This window comes from Novosphingobium piscinae (assembly GCF_014230355.1).
Lineage (GTDB): Bacteria > Pseudomonadota > Alphaproteobacteria > Sphingomonadales > Sphingomonadaceae > Novosphingobium > Novosphingobium piscinae.
Map to the genome: position 1 here is coordinate 71,997 of NZ_JACLAX010000010.1, position 20,415 is coordinate 92,411.

The 20,415-nt window shown below is 67.9% G+C and carries 15 protein-coding genes; 13 read left to right on the forward strand and 2 right to left on the reverse strand.

All coding sequences use genetic code 11. From position 1 onward, the window contains the following. Positions 1-92: 92 nt before the first annotated feature. Positions 93-1,919 carry an aminopeptidase P family protein gene (locus H7F53_RS11305; RefSeq protein ID WP_185679596.1) on the reverse strand — a complete coding sequence of 609 codons (1,827 nt, stop codon included), beginning with the start codon at positions 1,917-1,919 and terminating at the stop codon, positions 93-95. Positions 1,920-1,961: 42 nt separating this feature from the next. Here H7F53_RS11305 and H7F53_RS11310 point away from each other — a divergent pair, with 42 nt between their 5' ends. From H7F53_RS11310 to H7F53_RS11335, 6 genes are all read left to right on the forward strand, one after another. Then, complete coding sequence (locus H7F53_RS11310) at positions 1,962-4,049, forward strand: S9 family peptidase (protein ID WP_185679597.1); 2,088 nt, start codon at positions 1,962-1,964, stop codon at positions 4,047-4,049. 147 nt (positions 4,050-4,196) lie between these two features. Beyond that, positions 4,197-4,598, forward strand: coding sequence for an acyl-CoA thioesterase (locus tag H7F53_RS11315; RefSeq protein ID WP_185679598.1), 402 nt, complete (start codon positions 4,197-4,199; stop codon positions 4,596-4,598). Positions 4,599-4,701: 103 nt separating this feature from the next. Then, a complete protein-coding gene (locus H7F53_RS11320; protein WP_221773703.1) occupies positions 4,702-5,979 on the forward strand; it encodes an FAD-dependent oxidoreductase in 1,278 nt (425 codons plus the stop codon). A gap of 59 nt (positions 5,980-6,038) precedes the next feature. Then, positions 6,039-6,395, forward strand: coding sequence for a c-type cytochrome (locus tag H7F53_RS11325; protein ID WP_185679599.1), 357 nt, complete (start codon positions 6,039-6,041; stop codon positions 6,393-6,395). Between the two features lie 279 nt (positions 6,396-6,674). Continuing rightward, entirely contained in the window at positions 6,675-8,366 is a 1,692-nt protein-coding gene (locus tag H7F53_RS11330) for an ATP-binding protein (RefSeq protein ID WP_185679600.1), read from the forward strand. Next, positions 8,363-9,292: a response regulator gene (locus H7F53_RS11335; RefSeq protein ID WP_185679601.1), complete on the forward strand. Its 930-nt coding sequence runs from the start codon at positions 8,363-8,365 to the stop codon at positions 9,290-9,292. Before H7F53_RS11330 ends, H7F53_RS11335 begins: the two co-directional genes overlap by 4 nt. A gap of 89 nt (positions 9,293-9,381) precedes the next feature. Here H7F53_RS11335 and H7F53_RS11340 read toward each other — a convergent pair whose 3' ends face one another. Next, a complete protein-coding gene (locus H7F53_RS11340; RefSeq protein WP_185679602.1) occupies positions 9,382-9,894 on the reverse strand; it encodes a Rid family hydrolase in 513 nt (170 codons plus the stop codon). Between the two features lie 305 nt (positions 9,895-10,199). Here H7F53_RS11340 and H7F53_RS11345 point away from each other — a divergent pair, with 305 nt between their 5' ends. The 7 genes from H7F53_RS11345 to H7F53_RS11375 all read left to right on the forward strand — a co-directional run bounded on the left by H7F53_RS11345 (position 10,200) and on the right by H7F53_RS11375 (position 20,385). After that, complete coding sequence (locus H7F53_RS11345; RefSeq protein WP_246438833.1) at positions 10,200-12,851, forward strand: TonB-dependent receptor plug domain-containing protein; 2,652 nt, start codon at positions 10,200-10,202, stop codon at positions 12,849-12,851. A gap of 76 nt (positions 12,852-12,927) precedes the next feature. Further along, on the forward strand, positions 12,928-13,443 hold the full coding sequence (locus H7F53_RS11350) for a Rid family hydrolase (RefSeq protein WP_185679603.1): 516 nt from the start codon (positions 12,928-12,930) through the stop codon (positions 13,441-13,443). Positions 13,444-13,658: 215 nt separating this feature from the next. After that, entirely contained in the window at positions 13,659-14,039 is a 381-nt protein-coding gene (locus tag H7F53_RS11355) for a c-type cytochrome (protein ID WP_246438834.1), read from the forward strand. Positions 14,040-14,073: 34 nt separating this feature from the next. After that, the gene (locus tag H7F53_RS11360) at positions 14,074-15,666 is read left to right on the forward strand and encodes a flavin monoamine oxidase family protein (protein ID WP_185679605.1); all 1,593 of its coding nucleotides are present in this window, start codon (positions 14,074-14,076) and stop codon (positions 15,664-15,666) included. Between the two features lie 60 nt (positions 15,667-15,726). Continuing rightward, complete coding sequence (locus H7F53_RS11365) at positions 15,727-16,104, forward strand: c-type cytochrome (protein ID WP_185679606.1); 378 nt, start codon at positions 15,727-15,729, stop codon at positions 16,102-16,104. Positions 16,105-16,111: 7 nt separating this feature from the next. Then, positions 16,112-17,257 (forward strand): efflux RND transporter periplasmic adaptor subunit, encoded by a 1,146-nt coding sequence (locus tag H7F53_RS11370; RefSeq protein WP_343062036.1) that lies wholly within the window; start codon positions 16,112-16,114, stop codon positions 17,255-17,257. Further along, positions 17,254-20,385 carry an efflux RND transporter permease subunit gene (locus H7F53_RS11375; protein WP_185679607.1) on the forward strand — a complete coding sequence of 1,044 codons (3,132 nt, stop codon included), beginning with the start codon at positions 17,254-17,256 and terminating at the stop codon, positions 20,383-20,385. The genes H7F53_RS11370 and H7F53_RS11375 overlap by 4 nt, the downstream gene beginning before the upstream one ends. Positions 20,386-20,415: the final 30 nt, after the last annotated feature.

The window sequence follows — 20,415 nt, forward strand, 5'->3', positions numbered from 1 at the left end:
TGGTAGCTCCCCTGTTGCGCGAGCTCCGGAACCGAGTCGCAAGCGAACATTACAAGAACATCGATCAGCTGGCCAGTGCTCCGCGCGCGTCCCTAGTCAAGGGGCGCGCACTGCTCCTGCAGCCAGGCCAGCACCTCGCCTTCGACCTGCGGGCCGACGATCTCGAGCACCCGGGCATGGTAGGCGTTCCACCAAGCGATCTCGCCCGGATCGAGCATCGTGCGGCTCAGCAGCCGGCGCTCGATCGGGACATGGGTCAGCGTCTCGAAGCCGAGATAGTCTCCCTCCGCACCCTCGATCGCGCGGGGCTCGACCAGCACCAGGTTCTCGATGCGGATGCCGTACGCGCCACTCTTGTAATAGCCCGGCTCGTTGGACAGGATCATGCCGGCCAGCAATTCCTGGTCGGTCCCCGCCTGGCCGCCGGCGCTCTTGCCGATGCGCTGCGGGCCTTCGTGGACCGACAGGAAGCTGCCCACCCCGTGCCCGGTGCCGTGGGCGTAGTCGAGGCCTGCCTGCCACAGGGCATGGCGTGCCAGGGTGTCGAGCTGGCCGCCGACCGTACCTTGCGGAAACACCGCGCGGGCGAGCGCGATGTGCCCCTTGAGCACGCGGGTGAAGCGATCGCAGACCTGGGCCGGAGGTTCGGTCGGCCCCTCCACCCAGACTGTGCGGGTAATGTCGGTGGTGCCGTCGGGATACTGCCCGCCGCTGTCGACGAGGTAGACGCTCGAGGGTTCGAGCGGCAGGCTCGATTCCTCGCTCACCCGGTAGTGGGGGATCGCCGCATTGGGCCCCGCGCCCGAGATCGTGTCGAACGACAGATCGCGTAGGTCGCCGCTCAACTGGCGGAACTGCTGCAGCCGGTCGGCGGCGGACAGCTCGGTGACGCCACCCTGCGGTGCGGTGACCGACAGCCAGTGGAGAAACCGCACCATGGCGGCTGCGTCCCGGGCCTGGGCAGCGCGGTGCCCCGCCTGCTCGACCGGGTTCTTGATCGCCTTGGGCAAGACCGTGGGGTCCATCGCCTCGATCACGGTGGCTCCCGCGGTGCTCAGCGCGGCCGAAACCGCGGCGACCGTGCGCTCGGGATCGACCCCCACCTTCAGTCCGGACAGCCCCTCCAGCGTTGGCACGAAGGCCTCGCGCGGGCGGATCACCACGGCATTGCCCAGGTGCTGGCGCAGCTCGGGGGTGACCTTCTCCTCGGCGATGAACAGCTCGGCTGTGCCATCGGCCCGGGCGAGGACGAACGACAGCGCAACCGGCGTCCGCTCGACATCGGCGCCGCGCAGGTTGAGCAGCCAGGCGATCGAATCGAGCGCCGAGACAACCACCGCATCGAGCCCGCGGCTGGTCAGCCACTCCGCCAGCGCGGCCCGTTTGGCTTCGCTCGATTCGCCGGCATAGGCTTCTGGATGGACGATTGCCGGGGCGGGCGAGGGCGCCGGGCGGTCGGTCCAGATCGCGTCGACCGGGTTGTGCGCAACCGCGACCAGCGTCGCGCCGCGCTTGGCCAGGGCCCGTCCTGCCGCTGCGACCCAGCGCGGGCCGTGCAGCCAGGCGTCGTAGCCGATCCTTGCCCCCTCGGGGGCATGCTCACCCAGCCACTGCGCGACCGGGGTCTGCGGCACACCGACATAGTCGTAGAGCCGCCCATCGACCTGTTCGCGCACTTGCAGGGTATAGCGCCCGTCGACGAAGATGGCGGCGCCTTTGCCGTCCCTGGGGTCCTTCAGCACGACGGCGGTGCCGGCCGAGCCGCCGAACCCGGTCAGCCAGGCGAGGCGCTGGGCATAGGCGCCGACATATTCGCTCATGTGCTCGTCGGAGATGGGGATGACGAAGCCGTCGAGCCCCTGCCGGGCGAGTTCCTCGCGCAGGGCCTTGAGGCGGGATTCGTGGGTGTGCATCAGCATGGTCGGCGAGTCCGGCTTGTTCTGGTTCCTCCGCCACCATAGATGCGCTGGATGGCCAATGACACCCCTCCCGTCGTCCCGCCGGTGGCCGCCCGCCGGCCCCACCGCGTCACCCACCACGGCATCACCATCACCGATGACTACGCGTGGCTGCGCGACCCTGGCTATCCCGAGGTGAGCGATCCCGCGGTGCTGGCGCATCTTGAGGCCGAGAATGGCTGGTTCGAGGCCTGCATGGCGCCGCACCAGCCGCGGATCGACGCGCTGTTCACCGAGATGCGCGCCCGGATCAAGGAGGCCGACCGCTCGGTGCCGCAGAAGGACGGCGATTACCTTTACTGGATCGAGTTCGAGGAGGGGGCCGAGTACAAGAAGTGGTGGCGCCGCCCGCTTGGCGCGCCCGATGACGGCAGCGCCGACCAGCTGATCCTCGACGAGGTCGCGCTCGCCGCCGGCAAGGACTACTTCCGCCTGGGCGCCCTGTCGGTCAGCAAGGATGGCCGCCTGCTGGCCTTTGCGATCGACGACAACGGCTCGGAACGGTTCACCGCGCGGATCAAGGATCTCGCGACTGGCGAACTGCTGCCCGATATCATTCCCGGCACGCTGTCGGCGCTGGTCTGGGTCGCGGGCGACAGGGGGCTGGTCTACAGTCTGGCCAACGAACAGTGGCGCACCGACAATGCCCGGCTCCACTGGCTGGGTGAGCCGGTCGAGCAGGACGTCGAACTCTACCACGAGGACGACGAGGGCTTCCGCGTCGGCGCCGGTCTCTCCGCCAATGAGGAGTGGCTGGTGATCTCGACCAGCGATCACGAGACCAGCGAGGTGCGGCTGGTCCCCGCGGCCGATCCGCTGGCCCCGCCGCTGCTGGTCAAGCCGCGCCAGGCCGGGGTGGAGTACGATGTCGACCTGCGCGGCGACACACTGTTCGTCCACGCCAACGACACCCACGAGAACTTCCGCCTCGCCACCGCGCCGCTATCGGCGCCGGGCGAGTGGACCACGCTGATCGACGGCAGCGATGATTTCTACCTGACCGGCTTCGAGCTGTTCAAGGACTTCTACGTCGTGGAAGGCCGCCGCAACGGGCTCGATCAGATCTTGCTTCGCTGGTACAACGATCCTGCAAGGACCGAGCCGATCGTCTTTCCCGAGGCCAGCTACGATGCCGGACTGGGCGACAATCCCGAGTGGGACACCCAGGTCCTGCGCCTGGGCTACGAGTCGATGGTCAGCCCGGCCACGGTCTACGACTACCACGTCGCCGAACGTCGCCTCGAGGTGCGCAAGGTCCAGGAGATCCCCTCGGGCTATGACGCCTCGCGCTATGTCACCGAGCGGCTGGAGATCCCGGCGCGCGACGGCACCCCTATCCCGGTCTCGATTGTCGCGCGGCGTGACCGGCCGGCCGGCGGGCCGCTGCACCTTTATGGCTACGGGGCTTACGGGATCGCGATCGCACCTGGCTTCTCGACCACCCGGCTGAGCCTGGTCGACCGCGGCTTCGCCTATGCGATCGCCCATATCCGCGGCGGCGACGACCTTGGCCGGGCCTGGTACAAGGCGGGCAAGCTCGAGCGGCGGACCAACACCTTCACCGATTTCGTCGATGTCGCGCGCGGGCTGGTCGAGCTGGGCTACACCGCGCCGGGCCGGATCAGCATCTCGGGCGGATCGGCCGGGGGCGAGCTGATGGGCGCGGTGATCAACTCCGATCCGGCGCTGTGGGGCGCGGTGGTGGCGCACGTGCCCTTCGTCGACGTGCTCAACACCATGCTCGACGCGAGCCTGCCGCTGACCCCCGGCGAATGGCCCGAATGGGGCAACCCGATCGAGGACCGGGCCGCGTTCGAGCTGATCCGCTCCTATTCGCCCTATGACCAGGTGCGCGCCCAGGCCTATCCGCCGCTGCTGGTCACCGCCGGGCTCAACGATCCGCGGGTGACCTACTGGGAGCCGGCCAAGTGGGTCGCCCGGCTGCGCGCGCTGAAGACCGACAGCAATGTCCTGCTGCTCAAGACCAACATGGGGGCGGGCCACGGCGGCAAGAGCGGGCGGTTCGAAAGTCTGCGCGAAACCGCCGAGGAGTTTGCCTTCATCCTCTGGCAGCTCGGCGTGGACGGCTAGGCGCCGGGGCTGTCCAAACCTTCGCGGTCAGCCGGACAAGATCGGCCCCCTTCCGGTCGCGTCGAGCGAAGGCGAGACACCTGCACGGTGTGTCTCGACTTCGCTCGACGCGAACGGGTAAGGTGGGGTCCAAGCCACGAGGAACGGATGCAGCCCCAGTTCACCCTGACCTTCACCGCCGACCCCGCGCACATCGACGTGCTCGGTCATGTCAACAATGCGGTCTGGGTGCAGTGGATGGAGGCGATCGCCACGGCCCACTGGGAGGCGGTGGCCCCGCCGGAGCATCTCGCCGCCTATGTCTGGGTCGTCGCGCGGCACGAGATCGACTACAAGGGCAACATCCGCGAGGGCGAAAGCGTGACCGCCGAGACCTTCATCCCCGACGGACCCAGCGGCGCCCGGTTCGACCGTCGGGTCGACTTCCGCAATGCCGAGGGGCGGGTGATCGTCTCGGCGCGGACCACCTGGGCCCTGATCGACAAGGTCACCGGCCGGCTCCTGCGGGTGCCGTCAGCGGTCGCCGCACCGTTCCTGGCCAAGGCGTGACTCGGTCGCGCCCCTCGGGGCAGAGCCTCGCGGGATGCAATACGCAATTATACGTCAAGGGCTGGCGGGGACTTGGCCGCAAGTTCCACCCGGAAGGGGTTTTATGAGTCACGCTTACGCCATCCACCGGGTTGCCGGGCGCCGCGCCGTGCTGAAAGGTGTATCCGGACTGGCCGGTTTGACCGCGCTCCAGGCCTGTGCTCCCTCAGTGCAGATCACCCGGACCGCGCCCCCGGTGCCGCCGCCGCCGGCGCCACGGCGCGGCGAGGGCCCGCCCATGCTGGTGCCGATGCGGATCTCGCGCGACCAGTTGATCGACATCAAGTGCTGCATCCGCCCGCTGCGCGCGGCCGGGCCCAACCTGGCCACCGAGCAGGTCGGCGATGCCCTGGTGATCCACAATTACGGTCACGGCGGCAGCGGCTGGTCGCTGTCGTGGGGATCGGCCGAGATCGCCGTGGGCAAGGCGCTCAGCACCCTGCCGAGCGAGATCGCCGTGGTCGGCTGCGGGATCATCGGGCTGACCACAGCGGTGGTTGCCCAGCGCGCCGGGCTGAAGGTTACCATCTATGCCCGCGAGATGATCCAGCGCACCCGCTCGTTCCGCGCCAGCGGGTCTTACACCCCGGGTTCGCGCATCGCCCTTGCCGAGCCGGCCGGGCCCCAGTTCGCCGAGCAGTGGGAGATGATGGCGCGCCTGTCATGGAAGGCGTTCCGCACCTGCCTGGGGCTGCCGGGCAAGCCGGTCGAGTTCGGCGATTCCTACGCGCTTTCCGACAAGCCGCTCGAAAAACGCAAGTGGCCGGCCGATCCGGCGATCACCGGCTCCTGGGCCACCACCGGATTGCCCCAGCAGAACTCCGAGTTCGCCCATCTCGACGAACGGATCAAGGACATCGTTCCGCAGCCGGTTGACCTGAGCGCGGAAGAGAACCCTTTCGCCCTGCCTTATGCCCAGCGCACCTCGCAGATGCATTTCAACTTCCCGAGTTATGCGCAGATGCTGCTCAGCGAGTTCTTCGGCCGCGGCGGCCAGTTCGTCATGCGCGACTTCCATGGTCCGGCAGAACTGGGCCGACTGCCGCAGAAGGTGGTGATCCACTGCACCGGCTATGCCGCGCGCGACCTGTGGCAGGACAAGACGATCATTCCGGTACGTGGCCAGACCGGCTGGCTGGTGCCGCAGACCGAGGCCAACTACTCCGTGCGCTACAAGAACGTGTCGCTGCTCTCCAAGGCTGATGGGGTGGTGATCATGAACAACAATCCAGACCTGGGTGACATGCTCGGGGTTGGCAATGCGATGGAACTGGCCAACCTGGCCGACATCGAGGCCGGGCTGGCGATCATCGCGCCCGCACTTGCGCCGAGGCAGGCGTGACAGGGCCCCGGCTCCTCTTCGGGCTCGGCCTTGCCCTCGTGGCGGGGGGGGCCGTGGCGGTGGCTGCGCCACCCGTCCGCGGGCTTTACGTCGCGGAGCAGGCCACGGCCGGCGCGCAGCTGTACGCGATACGCTGCGCGATGTGTCACGGGGCGCGGCTCGAGGGGACCTACGAGGTGCCGGGTCTGACCGGCAAGTTCGTCGCCAACTGGGGTGGCCGGCCGCTGGGCGACCTGTCGGCCTATGTCGGGCGGGCCATGCCACAGTTTGCGCCAGGGACCCTCTCGGCAGAGGACAATGCCAAGATTGTCGCCTTCATTCTTCAGCGCAACGGCTATCCGGCGGCGCCGGCGGGGACGCCGCCCGGCGGCCTGCGTGGCGATGCGGTGCTGCCCGCGCCGCCGCCGCCGCGTTGACCACGCGGACATGGAACGCCGATGAAAGCTAGGGATCGCGATTGAACCGGAGGGATCGGGACGGCCCAAGCCGTCGCGGATTGAGCATACATAGAGACAGTTGAAAACCTCCACTGCTTGCTGTTGCGCAACAATTGTTTGCAGCGCAGCAAGGATGAGGGCAGAAAAGGTGGCGCCTATGGGGGCGCCAGGGGCGCAGCGAATGAGACCGGACAACTGGATTGTTTCGAGTCGCGCACAGGCGATGAACCGGCTGCAGCATGCGGGCGGGGTAGTGTCGTGCTGAACCCGCAGACCCGTCCCGGCGCCGTCCTGACACCCATTGCGCTGACCGCCGGCTGCGCCGCGACCATGCTGCTTCTGGCTGGTCTCGGAGTGGGCAATCCGGCGCTATTGCACGCCCTGGCGGTGCTGGCTCTCCTGGCGATTGTCGGGCTTGCCTTGTCCGCTCGCCGGCGTGGCGCCGGCGAGGTCGCGCCGGTGGCCGCTGCGTCCGAGGCGGATCTAGCCAGCGGAACCGGCGCCGCCGCGGTTACCCGGGCTGAGGCGGCCGAGACTGCCAATCTCGCCAAGAGCCGCTACCTTGCCAATGTCAGCCACGAAATCCGCTCGCCGCTCAATGCGATCTACGGCTATGCCCAGCTGGTCGAGCGCAACGAGGGTGGGGTCGATCCGCAGGAGGCGGCGCGGGTGATCCGGCGCTGCGCCGAGCACCTGACCACGCTGGTCGAAGGGTTGCTCGACGTCTCGCAGGTCGAGCACGGGGTGCTGCGGGTGCGGACCGAGGACGTGCGCTTCCCGGCCTTCCTCGAGCAGATCGTCTCGATGATGCGCCCGGCCGCCGCGGCCAAGGGGGTGGAGTTCGAATTCCTCCCGCCCGCGCGCCTGCCCGAGATCGTCCGGCTCGATCAGAGCCGCTTCCGCCAGGTCCTGCTCAACCTGCTCTCCAACGCGATCAAGTTCACCGATCACGGCAAGGTCACCTTCGCGGTGCGCTATGCCGGCCAGATCGCCACCTTCGAGGTGCGCGATACCGGTCCCGGGATTCACCCGGACGAGCTCAGCCGGATCTTCGAGCCATTCGACCGCGGCGAGGATGCCGGCAAGCTGGCCCGGCCCGGGGCGGGCCTCGGCCTGTCGATCTCGCGCGCGATCGTCGGGATTCTCGGCGGCAACCTCGAGGTCGAAAGCACCCTGGGCGAGGGCACCTGCTTCCGGGTCACCATGATGGTCGGCGAAGTGGCCGGGAAGATCGACCGGCGCGTGCAGCCGCGCCGCACGATCGGCTACGAGGGGCCGCGCCGCTCGGTGCTGATCGTCGATGACGAGGCTGACCAGCGCCTGCTGCTCGAGCGGCTGCTCAGCGGGCTGGGCTTCGCCGTGACCACCTGCGGCGATGGCGAGAGTGCCGCCGCGCTGGCCGGCACCCAGGCCTTCGACCTCGCCATCCTCGACATCACCATGCCGGGCATATCGGGGTGGGAGGTGGCGGCCAGGCTGCGCGCTGCGCACGGCCGGGCGATCCGCATCCTGATGCTCTCGGCCAATACCCAGGAATTCCACAAGCCCGAGCATGCGACACCCTCGCATGATCATTTCCTGACCAAGCCGGTCGAGCTCAATACGCTCACCGAGGTGGTCGGCGGTTTGCTCGGGCTGGTCTGGCGGATGGAACCGCTGCCTGGCGTGGCCGAACCGCGCCGGCAACCGCCGGCGATGGCGCCTGCGCCGGCTGCCACCGTGCCGCTGCCTGCGGCACGTCCGGGCACGGCTCCTCTGGACGATGAGGCGACACGCCACGTCGAGCGGCTGCGCGAACTGCTGCGGATCGGTTACGTCCGCGGCATCGAGGCGGAAATCCGGGCGCTCGCCGAACATGGCGAAGGCGCGCAAGAACTGGCGGCCCGGTTGTTCGACCGGCTCGACCGGTTCGATCTGGCGGGAATGAAGAGGGAATTGGAAGGGGCATGAACCAGTCAAGAGGACCGGGCCGCACCGATACGGTGCTGGTGGTGGATGACGAACCCGATTCGCTGCGCGTGATCACCACGGTGCTGGAAAGCGCCGAGATCTCGGTGCTGGTCGCCACTTCGGGCAAGGCCGCGCTCGATCTGCTCGACCATATCGTGCCTGATCTGATCCTGATGGACGCCGTGATGCCGGGGATGGACGGGTTCGAGACCACCGTGCGGATCAAGGCCAACCCGGCCTATGCGGCGATTCCGGTGATCTTCATGACCGGGCTGACCGAAAGCGAGCATGTCGTCGAGGCCTTCGAGGTCGGCGGGGCGGACTATGTGCGCAAGCCGGTCGACCACATGGAGCTGCTGGCCCGGGTGCGGGTCCACATGGCCCAAGGGCGCGCTATGCAGGCCAGCGTGGCCAGCCTTGACGCGACCGGACGGCGCATGCTGGCCACGGACCGTTCTGGCAACGTGCTGTGGTGCACGCCGGGCGCTGAGCATGTGATTACCCGGCTTGATCCGAACTGGACCCGCGGCGACGCGGCCCTGCCCGACATGCTGCGTGGCCCGGTCGAGCAGCTGCTGGCACGGCAGCAGCTGGCGGGCGCTAGCGTCCGACTCGACCAGCGAGGTTCAGGCTCGCTCGAGCTCACCGTGGTCGCGCTCTACCGCGAGAATGAGGTGCTGATCCGGCTCAACGAGCTGAACCCGGAGCGCGACGCGGCGCAGCTGGGCGAACGCCTCGGGCTGACCCAGCGCGAGGCGGAGGTGCTGCTCTGGGTCAGCTACGGCAAGGCCAGCAGCGACATCAGCGATGTGCTCGAGATCAGCCCGCGGACGGTGCAGAAGCACCTCGAACGGATCTACGAAAAGCTCGGGGTGGAAACCCGCTCGGCCGCCGCCGCCATCGCGATCCGCGCGATCGGCCAGTAGACCCCGCAGCGGCAGCGGCAGCGGGAGCGCGAAAGCGGGCGCGTTGCAGGGGCCGGGGCCGAAACCCCGACCCCGCCCCCCTGAGCCGGTTACTTCTTCTTCTTGGCCGCGATGGCCTCGATCTCGATCAGGTAGTAGGGCCCGACCAGGGCCGCGACCTGGAAGGTCGAGCGGGCCACCGTGGTCGGGTTCTCGGCGGTGCCGAAGAACTGCTTGAAGCCCTCGTTGGCGCCGACGAAATCCATCTTGCCAAGGCGCGGGTCCGACGCGACGAACAGGGTCAGCTTGACCAGATCGGCCATGGTGTAGCCCTGCTTCTCGATCAGCGCCTTGATCTTGCCAAGCACGCTGATCGTCTGGGCCTTGGTGTCGCCGAGGTCCTCGATGCTCTTGACCTCGCTCATCGGCTTGGCCGGATCGACCGGCGAGGCGAGCTGGCCCGACACGAAGATCATGTCGGTACCGGCCTTCACGTCGGCCGCGTCGAGAATCAGCGCCTGCGGATTCGACTTGATCTTGGTCACCTGGGCCTGGGCAGCGAGGGGAAGGGCCAGGGCCGCCACAGGCAGGGCAAACCGGACCAGCTTGGTGCTCACGCGCATCGATGACTCCTTAATTATAGTGCTGATATTGAGGAATAAATTCGGCTTCTGCAGGAGTCGACCAAGGCTCTCTCCCGTCCCGCCGGCACCCTAGGCGGGGACCGGACGATGCTGATACGCCAAACGGCGTATGGTTGGTTTGGCCCACCTGAGGCCTTTTCCTGAGTGTCAACGGCGAGTCCCCGGCCCCGGTCGGGTCGAGCTCGTCAGACGCCATAATACCGGGTCGATCAGCGTGAGCCACACAATTGGTGGCGTCGGTCAGATCCGAGGGGGACGAGAACACCTGACGAGGCGCGATAACCATGGGGGCTTACGATATGTCGCGTTACACCAGGATTCTTTCCGCTGCCTTGTTCGCCTCGACCGCCTTGGCCGGGACGGCGCAGGCCCAGGTCGCAGCGCCGGCTGATGCCGATGCCCCCGCCCCGGCCGAGAGCGCAGAGATCATCGTCACCGGCACCCGCACCGCCGGTCAGCAGGCCGCGCAGAGCGCCACCCCGATCCAGCTCATCTCGCAGGACGCGATCACCCGCGTCGCGCAGCCCAACCTCAACCAGGCGCTGACCCAGCTGGTCCCCTCGTTCCAGGCCCAGACCCAGGGCACCGACATGGCGAGCTTCTCGCTGTCGGCCCGTCTGCGCGGCCTGTCACCCAACCACACCCTGGTGATGGTCAACGGCAAGCGTCGCCACGGCAACTCGATCCTCCAGGTGATCAACGGCGCCTTCGGTGGTTCGGCCGCGCCGAGCATCGACCTGATCCCGCCGGATATCGTCAAGCGCATCGAAGTGCTGCAGGACGGCGCCGCCGCCCAGTACGGTTCGGACGCGATCGCGGGCGTCATCAACATCATCCTCAAGAGCGACACCGAAGGCTCGACCATCCGTCTGAACACCGGCCAGTTCTACGACGGCGAAGGCACGACCTACAGCGCCAGCGGCAATTTCGCGACCAAGGTCGGCGAGAGCGGCTTCCTGGATTTCGCGCTGTTCCACCGCCGCAGCCAGTGGACCACGGTCGGTGACGGCCAGCTCCAGGTGGTCAATGTCGACGGGACCGCGGTAACCCTGCCGGCAGCCCAGGCGGCGTTCCAGCCGATCTACAACAACCTTGCGGCAACCCGCGGGACCGCCGGGATCAACGGCGGTCAGCCAGCCTCGGCTCTGACCCTGGGCTTCTACAACTTCGGCTACGATTTCGGCGGGGTCGAACTCTACTCGTTCGGTAACGTGTCGTACCGCCAGGGTGACGCGCTGCAGGGCTACCGCGTGCCGACCCGCGTCTGCCGCAATCCGGTGACCAACACCCCGCAGAGCCCGGGCACCAATCCGGCCAACTGCTTTGCCAACACCGGTCAGACCGGCCTCGTCCCGCACATCGAAGTGTTCCAGGACGAGTTCTCGATCACCAACGGTCTGCGCGGCGATCTGGGCGGCTGGAACTTCGACCTCGCCGCGACCTACGCCGAGGACGCCGCCAAGGTCTACACCACCGGCTCGGTCAACGCCTCGCTGTTCGGGTTCACCGGGTTCAGCCCGACCGACTTCTACGACGGGCGGTTCGATTTCACCCAGTTCACCACCACGCTCGACCTGCGCAAGGAGTTCGAAGTTGGCTTCTCCGAGCCGCTCAACGTGGCCTTCGGCGGTGAATACCGCAAGGAAACCTACCGCATCGGCCAGGGCGATGCCGGCTCGCTCTATATCGAGGGTGGCCAGTCGTTCCCGGGCTACAGCCCGACCGACGCCGGCCGCTATGCCCGCGACGCCAAGGCCGTCTACATCGATCTGGCGACCAAGCCCGTCGAGGGCCTGACGCTCGACCTTGCCGGCCGTTACGAGCACTACAGCGACTTCGGCGACACCACGATCGGCAAGATCACCACCCGCTACGACTTCTCGGACGCGATCGCCGTGCGCGCCACGGCCAGCACCGGCTTCCGCGCTCCGTCGCTGCCGGAAGCCGGCTACTCGGCCACCAACGTTGGCCCGACCAGCGCGGTGCTGCAGCTGGCGCCGAACTCGCCGGCGGCCGCAGGAGCCGGGTTCTCCTCGCTCCGCCCGGAAAAGTCGACCAACTTCTCGGCCGGTATCGTGCTGCGCCCGATCCCGCGCCTGGTCATCACGCTGGACGCCTACTACATCAAGATCCGCGACCGCATCGTCTCGTCGGGCACGATCGATGGCCAGCTGTTCACCGGCAACAACACCGCCCCGGTGCGCCTGACCAACTCGTTCATCAACGGCCTGTCGCAGTACCAGCTGGTGCAAAACGCGATCATTGCCAGCGGCAAGCAGCTTGACCCGACCGTGCTGTCGAACGGCTCGCTGTCGATCCAGACCTACACCAACGGGATCGACACCCGCACCAAGGGCTGGGAACTGGCGATCCGCTATCCGTTCGACCTGTCCTTCGGCAAGCTCGACCTCACCGCTGGCGCCAACTACAACCTGACCAAGGTGACCCGCAACGGCCTCGGCTCGCTGTTCGGCATCCAGGCGCGGCAGATCATCGAGCGCGCCAGCCCGATCTTCAAGGGCAACGTCAACGCGCTGTTCACCAGCGGCCGCTTTGCCGCCAACCTGCGCGCCAACTACTACAGCGAGACCATCTCCTACGTGCGGCCCAACGCTGGTTCGATCGCCAACGGGACGATCCCGCCGATCAACCGTGAGTTCTACGAGGCCAGCGTCGCACCGGCGGTCATCGTGGACGCCGAACTGTCCTACGATGTGACCGACTTCCTCAACATCGCGGTGGGCGCGAACAACCTGTTCAACAAGATCCCGGAAACGCCGCCCTTCGTGGCCGACTACACCCCGGGCTCGACCTTCTACCGCAACGGCCGCTCGCCCTACATCAACAACGGCGGCACGCTGAACGGGCCCTACACCTTCGGCCCCTACGGCACCAACGGCGGGTACTACTACGCCCGCGCCGTCATCAAGTTCTGATCCTGCGCCTCGGGCGGCCGCACTGCGGCCGCCCCCTTTTTTGCAGGTCCACCCTGTTCCGTTGCGGAGACCGCCCATGACCAAACCCACCCTCGCCACTGTTGGCGCCCTGTCCGCGGCGCTTGCCGCCGCGCTGTTCGCCCCTGCCGTGCAGGCCAAGAAGGCGCCCCCCGCGCCCGCCGTGATCGAGCGCACCGGCCAGCCGCAGGGCGTGATCGCCAGCACCGCGCTGCTGCCGGTGGGCAGCAAGATCCTTTACATCTCCGGGACGACCCCTTCGCCGATCGATCCGGCCAAGCCCGATGAACTGGGCGATACGGCCACGCAGACCCAGTCGGTTCTCAGCAAGATCAAGGCCCAGCTCGAGGGGATGGGCTGGTCGATGGGCGACATCGTCAAGATGAACGTGTTCCTGGTCGCGGCGCTGCCCGGCGGGCGGATGGACTCGGCCGGCATGAACTCCGTGTTCAAGACCTACTTCGGCACCCCCGAACAGCCCAACAAGCCCACGCGCTCGACCGTCCAGGTGGCCGCGCTCGGGCGTCCGACCATGCTGGTCGAGATCGAGGCGATCGCCGCCAAGGCGCCGTGAGTGCGCCGCGGGCTGTATCCTGCCTTTGTCTCCAGTTCCACCCGGGTAGAGATGTCTGAAAGGTTCTTCATTTTCGTCGCCGACGTGCACCGCTGCGCGGTTGCCGGCCGCGGCGGGGCTCATGTCGGCGGAGCAGTGCCGGCATGAGGGGGCGGGGCGCAAGACCGGCCAGGGGCATTGCCCTGTCGATCGCGCTGGCCGCGCTGATCGGGGGGATGGCAGGTCGCGCCCAGGATACTGCCGGCGGGCAGACTTCGGTCCAGGTCTCGCAGGAAGGCAAGGAGGTCTACGAACAGATCTGCCAAGCCTGCCACATGGCCGATGCCAAGGGCGGCGGTGCGGCTGGTGCCGCCGTCCCGGCGCTCGCCGGCAACCCCAAGCTGGCTGACAAGGACTATCCGATCACGCTGCTGCTCAAGGGCCGCGGCGGGATGCCGTGGATGACCGATCTCCTCACCCCGGCGCAGATGGCGGCGGTGATCAACTATGTGCGCGGTCACTTCAACGCTTTCCCCGGCACCGTGACCGAGGCCGACATCAAGCGCGTGTCGAGCGCGCCGCCGCCGGTCCGTGAATGCAACACCTGCGGGATGTGATCCCGGCGTTTCCGCCCCAACCAAGGCCTTGCCCATGCTGAACGACATCACCCCGCAGACCCGCCGCGACCTGCTCGCCATGATCGGCAAGGTGGGCGGGGGCATGGCCATGTACCAGGCGATGACCGCGCTGGGCCACGCCGCCGAAACCCAGTTCACCGGGCCGCCCAACCTGTCGGGGGCACGCCCGGGCTCGACCGTGCTGGTGCTCGGTGCAGGCCTCGCCGGCCTGCTCGCCGCGCTCGAGCTGACCAAGGCCGGCTACAAGGTCCAGGTGCTCGAGTATCAGTCGCGTCCCGGCGGACGGAACTATTCGGTGCGCGGCGGCGACACGATCACCGAGGTGGGCGGCGCGGTCCAGAAGGTCGGCTATGCCCCGGGCAACTACCTCAACCCCGGCCCGTGGCGGATCCCGCACCACCACCGCACGCTGCTGCACTACTGCAAGGCGCTGGGGGTGGAGCTCGAGCCGTTCATCCAGCTCAACCATAACGCTTTCGTCCACCGCAAGGATGCCTTCGGTGGCAAGCCGCAGCGCTACAAGGAGCTTGCGACCGACTTCAAGGGCCACGTCTCCGAGCTGCTCGGCAAGGCGCTGAATGCCGGGGCACTCGACGCCCAGGTGACCAAGGAGGACAAGGAGCGCCTGCTCGTCGCGATGCGCGAATGGGGCGTGCTCGACGCGAACATGAAGTATTCGACCAGCCTCGCGGTGTCGGCACAGCGCGGCTATGACAAGGCACCCGGCGGCGGGACCGGCGGAGCGCCGACGCCTTCCGCCGTCAATGGCCTGCCCGACGTGCTCGACAGCCACGTCTGGACCCAGATGGGGTTCTACTTCAGCTATGTGATGCAGACCACGATGTTCCAGCCCAAGGGCGGCATGGACATGATCGGCAAGGGCTTCTTCCGCCAGGTCGGCAAGCTGGTGCGGCTTAACACCAAGGTCACCAAGATCGCCCAGGACGACAAGGGCGTGACGGCTAGCTGGACCGATACGGTCACCGGGCAGACCGGCGAGAGCAAGGCCGACTGGATGGTGTGCACCCTGCCGACGACGATCCTGTCGCAGATGGAGATCCAGGTCAGCGACAGCAAGAAGGCCGCATTGCGGGCCCTGCCCTATTCGGCGCAGGTCAAGATCGGGCTCGAGATGGCCAGCCGCTTCTGGGAAGAAAAGGATTCGATCTACGGCGGTCATTCATTCACCGACCAGGCGATCGGGCTGGTGTCCTATCCCAACTACAATTTCTTCAAGGACGGCCCGGCCGTGTTGCTGGGCGCCTTCGCCAGCGGCGCGGGCGGGTACCAGCTGGCCGGAATGACCCCGGAGCAGCGGATCGAGACGGCACTGGCGCAGGGGTCGGTGTTCCATCCGGCTGATTACCGAAAGGAATTCCGCAACGGCGCCTCGGTGGCCTGGAGCCGCATGCCGTGGATCCTGGGCTGCTGCGCCAGCTGGACCGAGGACAGCCGGGCCCAGCACTACCAGAATCTGGTGTCGATGGACGGGCGGATCGTGCTCGCCGGTGAACATGCCTCATATTACGGCTGTTGGATGGAGGGAGCCCTGCTATCGTCGCTCGACGCGATCAAGCGGTTGCACCAGCGTGCGCTCGCCGCCTGATCGCGGTCAGGGCCGGATTCGTCCGGTCATCCGCCACCAACTGCTACGGACAGAATGACCATGAATCGCACGATTATCGCAGTAGCGCTTGCTTCCGCCACGTTTGCCCTTGCCCCCGCCGCGCATGCCGCCGGCGATGCCGTCAAGGGCAAGGCCGTCTTCGCCCAGTGCGCCGCCTGCCACAAGGCCGACGCCTCGGGCAAGAGCACGATCGGCCCCAACCTCTGGAAGGTTGTCGGTCGTCCCGCCGGTACCCTCGCCGGGTTCAACTACTCGGCGGCCATGAAGGGGGCCAAGCGGAGCTGGACTCCGGCCAACCTCGACGCCTACCTGACCGCGCCGGCCAAGGCCGTCCCGGGCAACAAGATGGCTTTCGCCGGGGTGAAGGACGCCACCGCACGGGCCAATGTGATCGCCTACCTCGGCACGCTGAAGTAAGCTCACCGTGCAGCGCTTGCCCGTTTCCTGTCTGCTCGCTGCGCTCGCGGCCACCCTCGTTGGCGGTTGCGGAAGCAAGGCCGACGGGCCGGGCAAGCGCCCACCCCCGCTGGTCAAGGCTGCGCCGGCCGAGCGCCACCACTTCGTCGAGGCGATCGAGGCGATCGGCACGGCCCGCGCCAACGAGCAGGTCACCCTCTCCACGGCCGTAACCGAACGGGTGGAACGGGTGCTGTTCGACGATGGCATGACGGTGGGCAGGGGCCAGCTGTTGGCCGTGCTGACCCAGGGACAGGAAGCCGCCTCGCTACAGGGCGCCGTCGCCGCCGAGGCCCAGGCCACCACCCAACTGAGCCGCATCAAGGCCCTGTACGACCGCGGCTTTGCCACCCGCGCACAGCTCGAGCTGCTCGAGGCCACCGCAGCGGGCGCGCGCGCCAGTGCGGCCGGAGCCCGCGCGGCAATCGGTGATCGCTTGATCCGGGCCCCCTTCGCCGGGATCGTGGGTTTGCGCACGATTTCCCCCGGTGCGATCGTCGCGGCCGGCACACCGCTGGTCACGATCAGCGACATCAGCCGGATCAAGCTCGATTTCACCGTGCCGGAAACGCAGCTTGCCGGGCTGCGCCAGGGGCAGGAAATCACCGCCCGCGCTTCTGCCTTTCCGGGCGAGACGTTCACCGGCACCGTCGCCAATATCGATCCGGCGATCGATCCGAGCAGCCGCGCTGTGCTGGTCCGGGCCCTGCTGCCCAATCCGGGAGGGCGGCTTAAGCCGGGCATGCTGATGAACGTCACGGTGCGCCTGACGGAACGTGATGGCCCGGCCGTGCCCGAGTATGCCGTGACCGGACGCGGCGAGGAGCGCTTTGTCTTCGTCGTCACCCCCGAGCGCAAGGCCAAGCGCGTCGCGGTGCGCACCGGCCTGCGCGATGCCGGGATGGTCGAGGTGATTGGCCTGCCACCGGGGGCCCGGGTCATTGGCGAAGGTGTCATCAAGGTTGCCGACGGGATGACGGTGCGGGTCGGCGGCGACAACGGCGACAAGGGCGACAAGGTCGGGCGGGCCAACCGCAAACCGACGGCTGTGGGGCAGCGTGCCGCCGCAGGCGGCGCCGGACCTGGGCCCGGCCGCACCCCGGGCAGCGCATGATCCTCTCCGACCTCGCGATTCGCCGGCCGGTCGTCGCGGCGGTCCTGGCCATCCTGCTGACGGTGATCGGCGTGGTCGGCTTCCTCGGCCTGCCGGTCCGGGAATATCCCGATACCGATCCGCCGGTGGTCTCGGTCTCGACAACCTATACCGGCGCCAGTGCCCAGGTGATCGAGAACCGCATCACCCAGCCGCTCGAGGACCGCCTCGCCGGGATCGACGGGATCGACTCGATTGCGTCGCGCTCGCAGGATGGACGCTCTGACATCACAATCGAGTTCCGTCCGGGACGCGATGTCGATTCGGCCGCCAATGACGTCCGTGATCGCGTTGGTGGGGCCGCCTCGACCCTGCCCGAGGATGCGTTGGCCCCCGAAGTGCGCAAGGTCGATGCCGATGCGCAGCCGATCATGTTCCTGTTCGTCCGGGCACCGGGCTGGGATCAGGTCAGGCTGGGCGAATTCGCCGAGCGGCAGGTGATCGACCGGCTCGCCACGGTGGACGGGGTGGCGCAGCTCAACCAGATCGGCCTGGCCCGCCCGTCGATGCGGATCTGGCTCGATCCCGGTCGCCTGGCGGCTTTCCGTCTGACCCCGCGCGATATCGAGAGCGCGCTGCGCAGCCAGAACGTCGAGCTGCCGGCCGGGCGGATCGAGGGTCGGTCCCAGAACCTGTCGCTGCGCGTCCGTCGCGGCTTCACCACTCCCGCCGAGTTCCGGACCCTGGTGGTCGGCCGCGGCGCCGACGGCTACCTGGTTCGACTGGGCGACGTGGCGCGGATCGAGGAGGCGGCCGAGAACCCCTACTCGGCCTTCCGCTACAACGGCGAGGAGGGCGTGGGCATCGGCGTGGTGCGCCAGTCGGGAGCCAACACCCTGGCTGTGGCCCAGGCGATCAAGGTCGCGGTCGACCAGTTGCGCAAGGACCTCCCGCCCGGGGTCGAGATCCTCTACGGCAGCGACAGTTCGCTGTTCATCGAGCAGGCCATCAAGGGCGTCTGGCACACTCTCCTCGAGGCCGCCGTGCTCGTCACGGTGGTGATCTTCCTGTTCCTCGGCTCGGGCCGCGCCACGCTGATTCCCGCGATAACCGTGCCGATCTGCCTGATCTCGACCTTCGCGGTGCTGTGGCTGCTCGGCTACTCGATCAACCTGCTCACCCTGCTGGCCATGGTCCTGGCGATCGGCCTGGTGGTCGACGATGCGATCGTGGTGCTCGAGAACGTCCACCACCGCATCGAGGAGGGCGAACCCCCGCTGGTTGCGGCGTTCCGCGGCGCGCGGCAGGTGGGCTTCGCGGTGATCGCCACCACCCTGGTGGTCTGTGCGGTGTTCGTGCCGGTGATGTTCCTGGCGGGTCAGACCGGTCTGCTGTTCCGCGAACTCGCCGCGACCATGATCGCCTCGGTCGGGATTTCCGGCTTTCTGGCGCTGACCCTCGCGCCGATGCTGTGCTCGAAGCTGCTCCGGCCCACCAGCCGTGAAGGCTTTTCGGCCAAGGTCGAGGCCGTGCTCGAGCGCTACACCCAGCACTATGCCCGTCTGCTCGACCGGGTGCTGGCCAACTGGAAGCCGCTGGCCGTGGGCGTCGCCGTCTTGCTCGTCGGGTCCGCCGGACTGTTTATGACGCTCAAGTCCGAGCTGGTCCCGCCCGAGGACACCGGGCTGGTCGACATCCGCCTCAATGCCCCCGAGGGGACGGGCTATGCCCAGCTGGATGCGTGGATGAAGCAAGTCGAAAAGACGATCGTGCCCCTGGTCGGCAAGGGGCCGGTACGCGCCATGAACGCGCGCCTGCCCGGCGGCTTCGGTGCCGGGGCAAGCGAGGATTTCGATACCGCCAACGTCACCATCTTCCTCAAGCACTGGGACGAGCGCACCCAGACCTCGCAGGACGTAACCCGGGTGATCAACCGCAAGCTCAGCCAGCTGGCGGCGCTGCGCGGCAACGCCACGGTGCGCGCCTCGCTGGCGCGCGGGCGTGGGCAGCCGATCAGCTTCGTCATCGCCGGAACGACCTACGAGGATCTCGCCGTGGCCCGCGACCGGATCCTCGCCGCGGCGCGCGACAATCCCGGCATACTCAACCTCGATGCCGATTACATCGAGACCAAGCCCCAGACCTTGATCGACGTCGACCGCCAGCGCGCCGGCGATCTCGGCATTTCGGTCGATGACGTCAGCCAGGCCTTGCAGACCCTGATGGGCTCCCGGCGGGTCTCGACCTATGTTCGTGACGGCAAGGAGTACCGGGTCATCGTCCAGGCGGATGCGGCCGAGCGGACCAGCGAGGAAAAGCTCGGCACGGTCTATCTCCGGGCGCGGAGCGGCGCCTTGGTGCCCCTGTCGAGCCTCGTCACCTTGCGCGAGAGCTCGACTGCCAAGGAATTGGGACGCTACAACAAGTTGCGGGCAATCACCCTGCAGGGCGGCGTGGCTCCGGGCTACACGCTGGGCCAGGCATTGGCCTTCCTCGAGGCCCAGGCGGCGCAGTCACCGGAGGTCATCGGCGTGGGCTACAAGGGCGAGAGCCAGTCGCTCAAGCAGACCGGAGGATCGATCTGGATCGTCTTCGGGCTGACCGTGGGGGTGATCTACCTGCTGCTGGCGGCACAGTTCGAAAGCTTCATCCATCCCGCGGTGATCATCAGTGCCGTGCCGCTGGCCGTGGCCGGCGGGGTGATCGGGCTGGCCGCGGCGGGCATGACGATCAACCTGTTCAGCCAGATCGGGCTGGTCATGCTGGTCGGGTTGGCTGCCAAGAACGGCGTGTTGATCATCGAGTATGCCAACCAGCTGCGCGACGAAGGTCTGGCCGTGCCCGAGGCGATCCGCGAAGCCTCGGTCCGCCGGATCAGGCCGATCATGATGACCTCGCTGGCAACCGTGGCGGGCGCGGTGCCGCTGGCGCTGAGCCAGGGCGCCGGCGCCGGTGCGCGCGGCGCGATCGGCATGGTGATCGTGTTCGGCGTGACCATCGCCACGGTGGTCACGCTGTTTGTCGTCCCGGTCCTGTACCGCTGGCTGGCCCCCTATACGACCTCGCCGCAGGCGGTCAGTCGCCGCTTGCGCGCCTTGACCGGCGGCCCGGTGAGCGAGGCCGAGCCGCCGCTGGCCGAGGCCGCCTGAACCGCAGGCCGCGAGCCGACCGGCGACGCA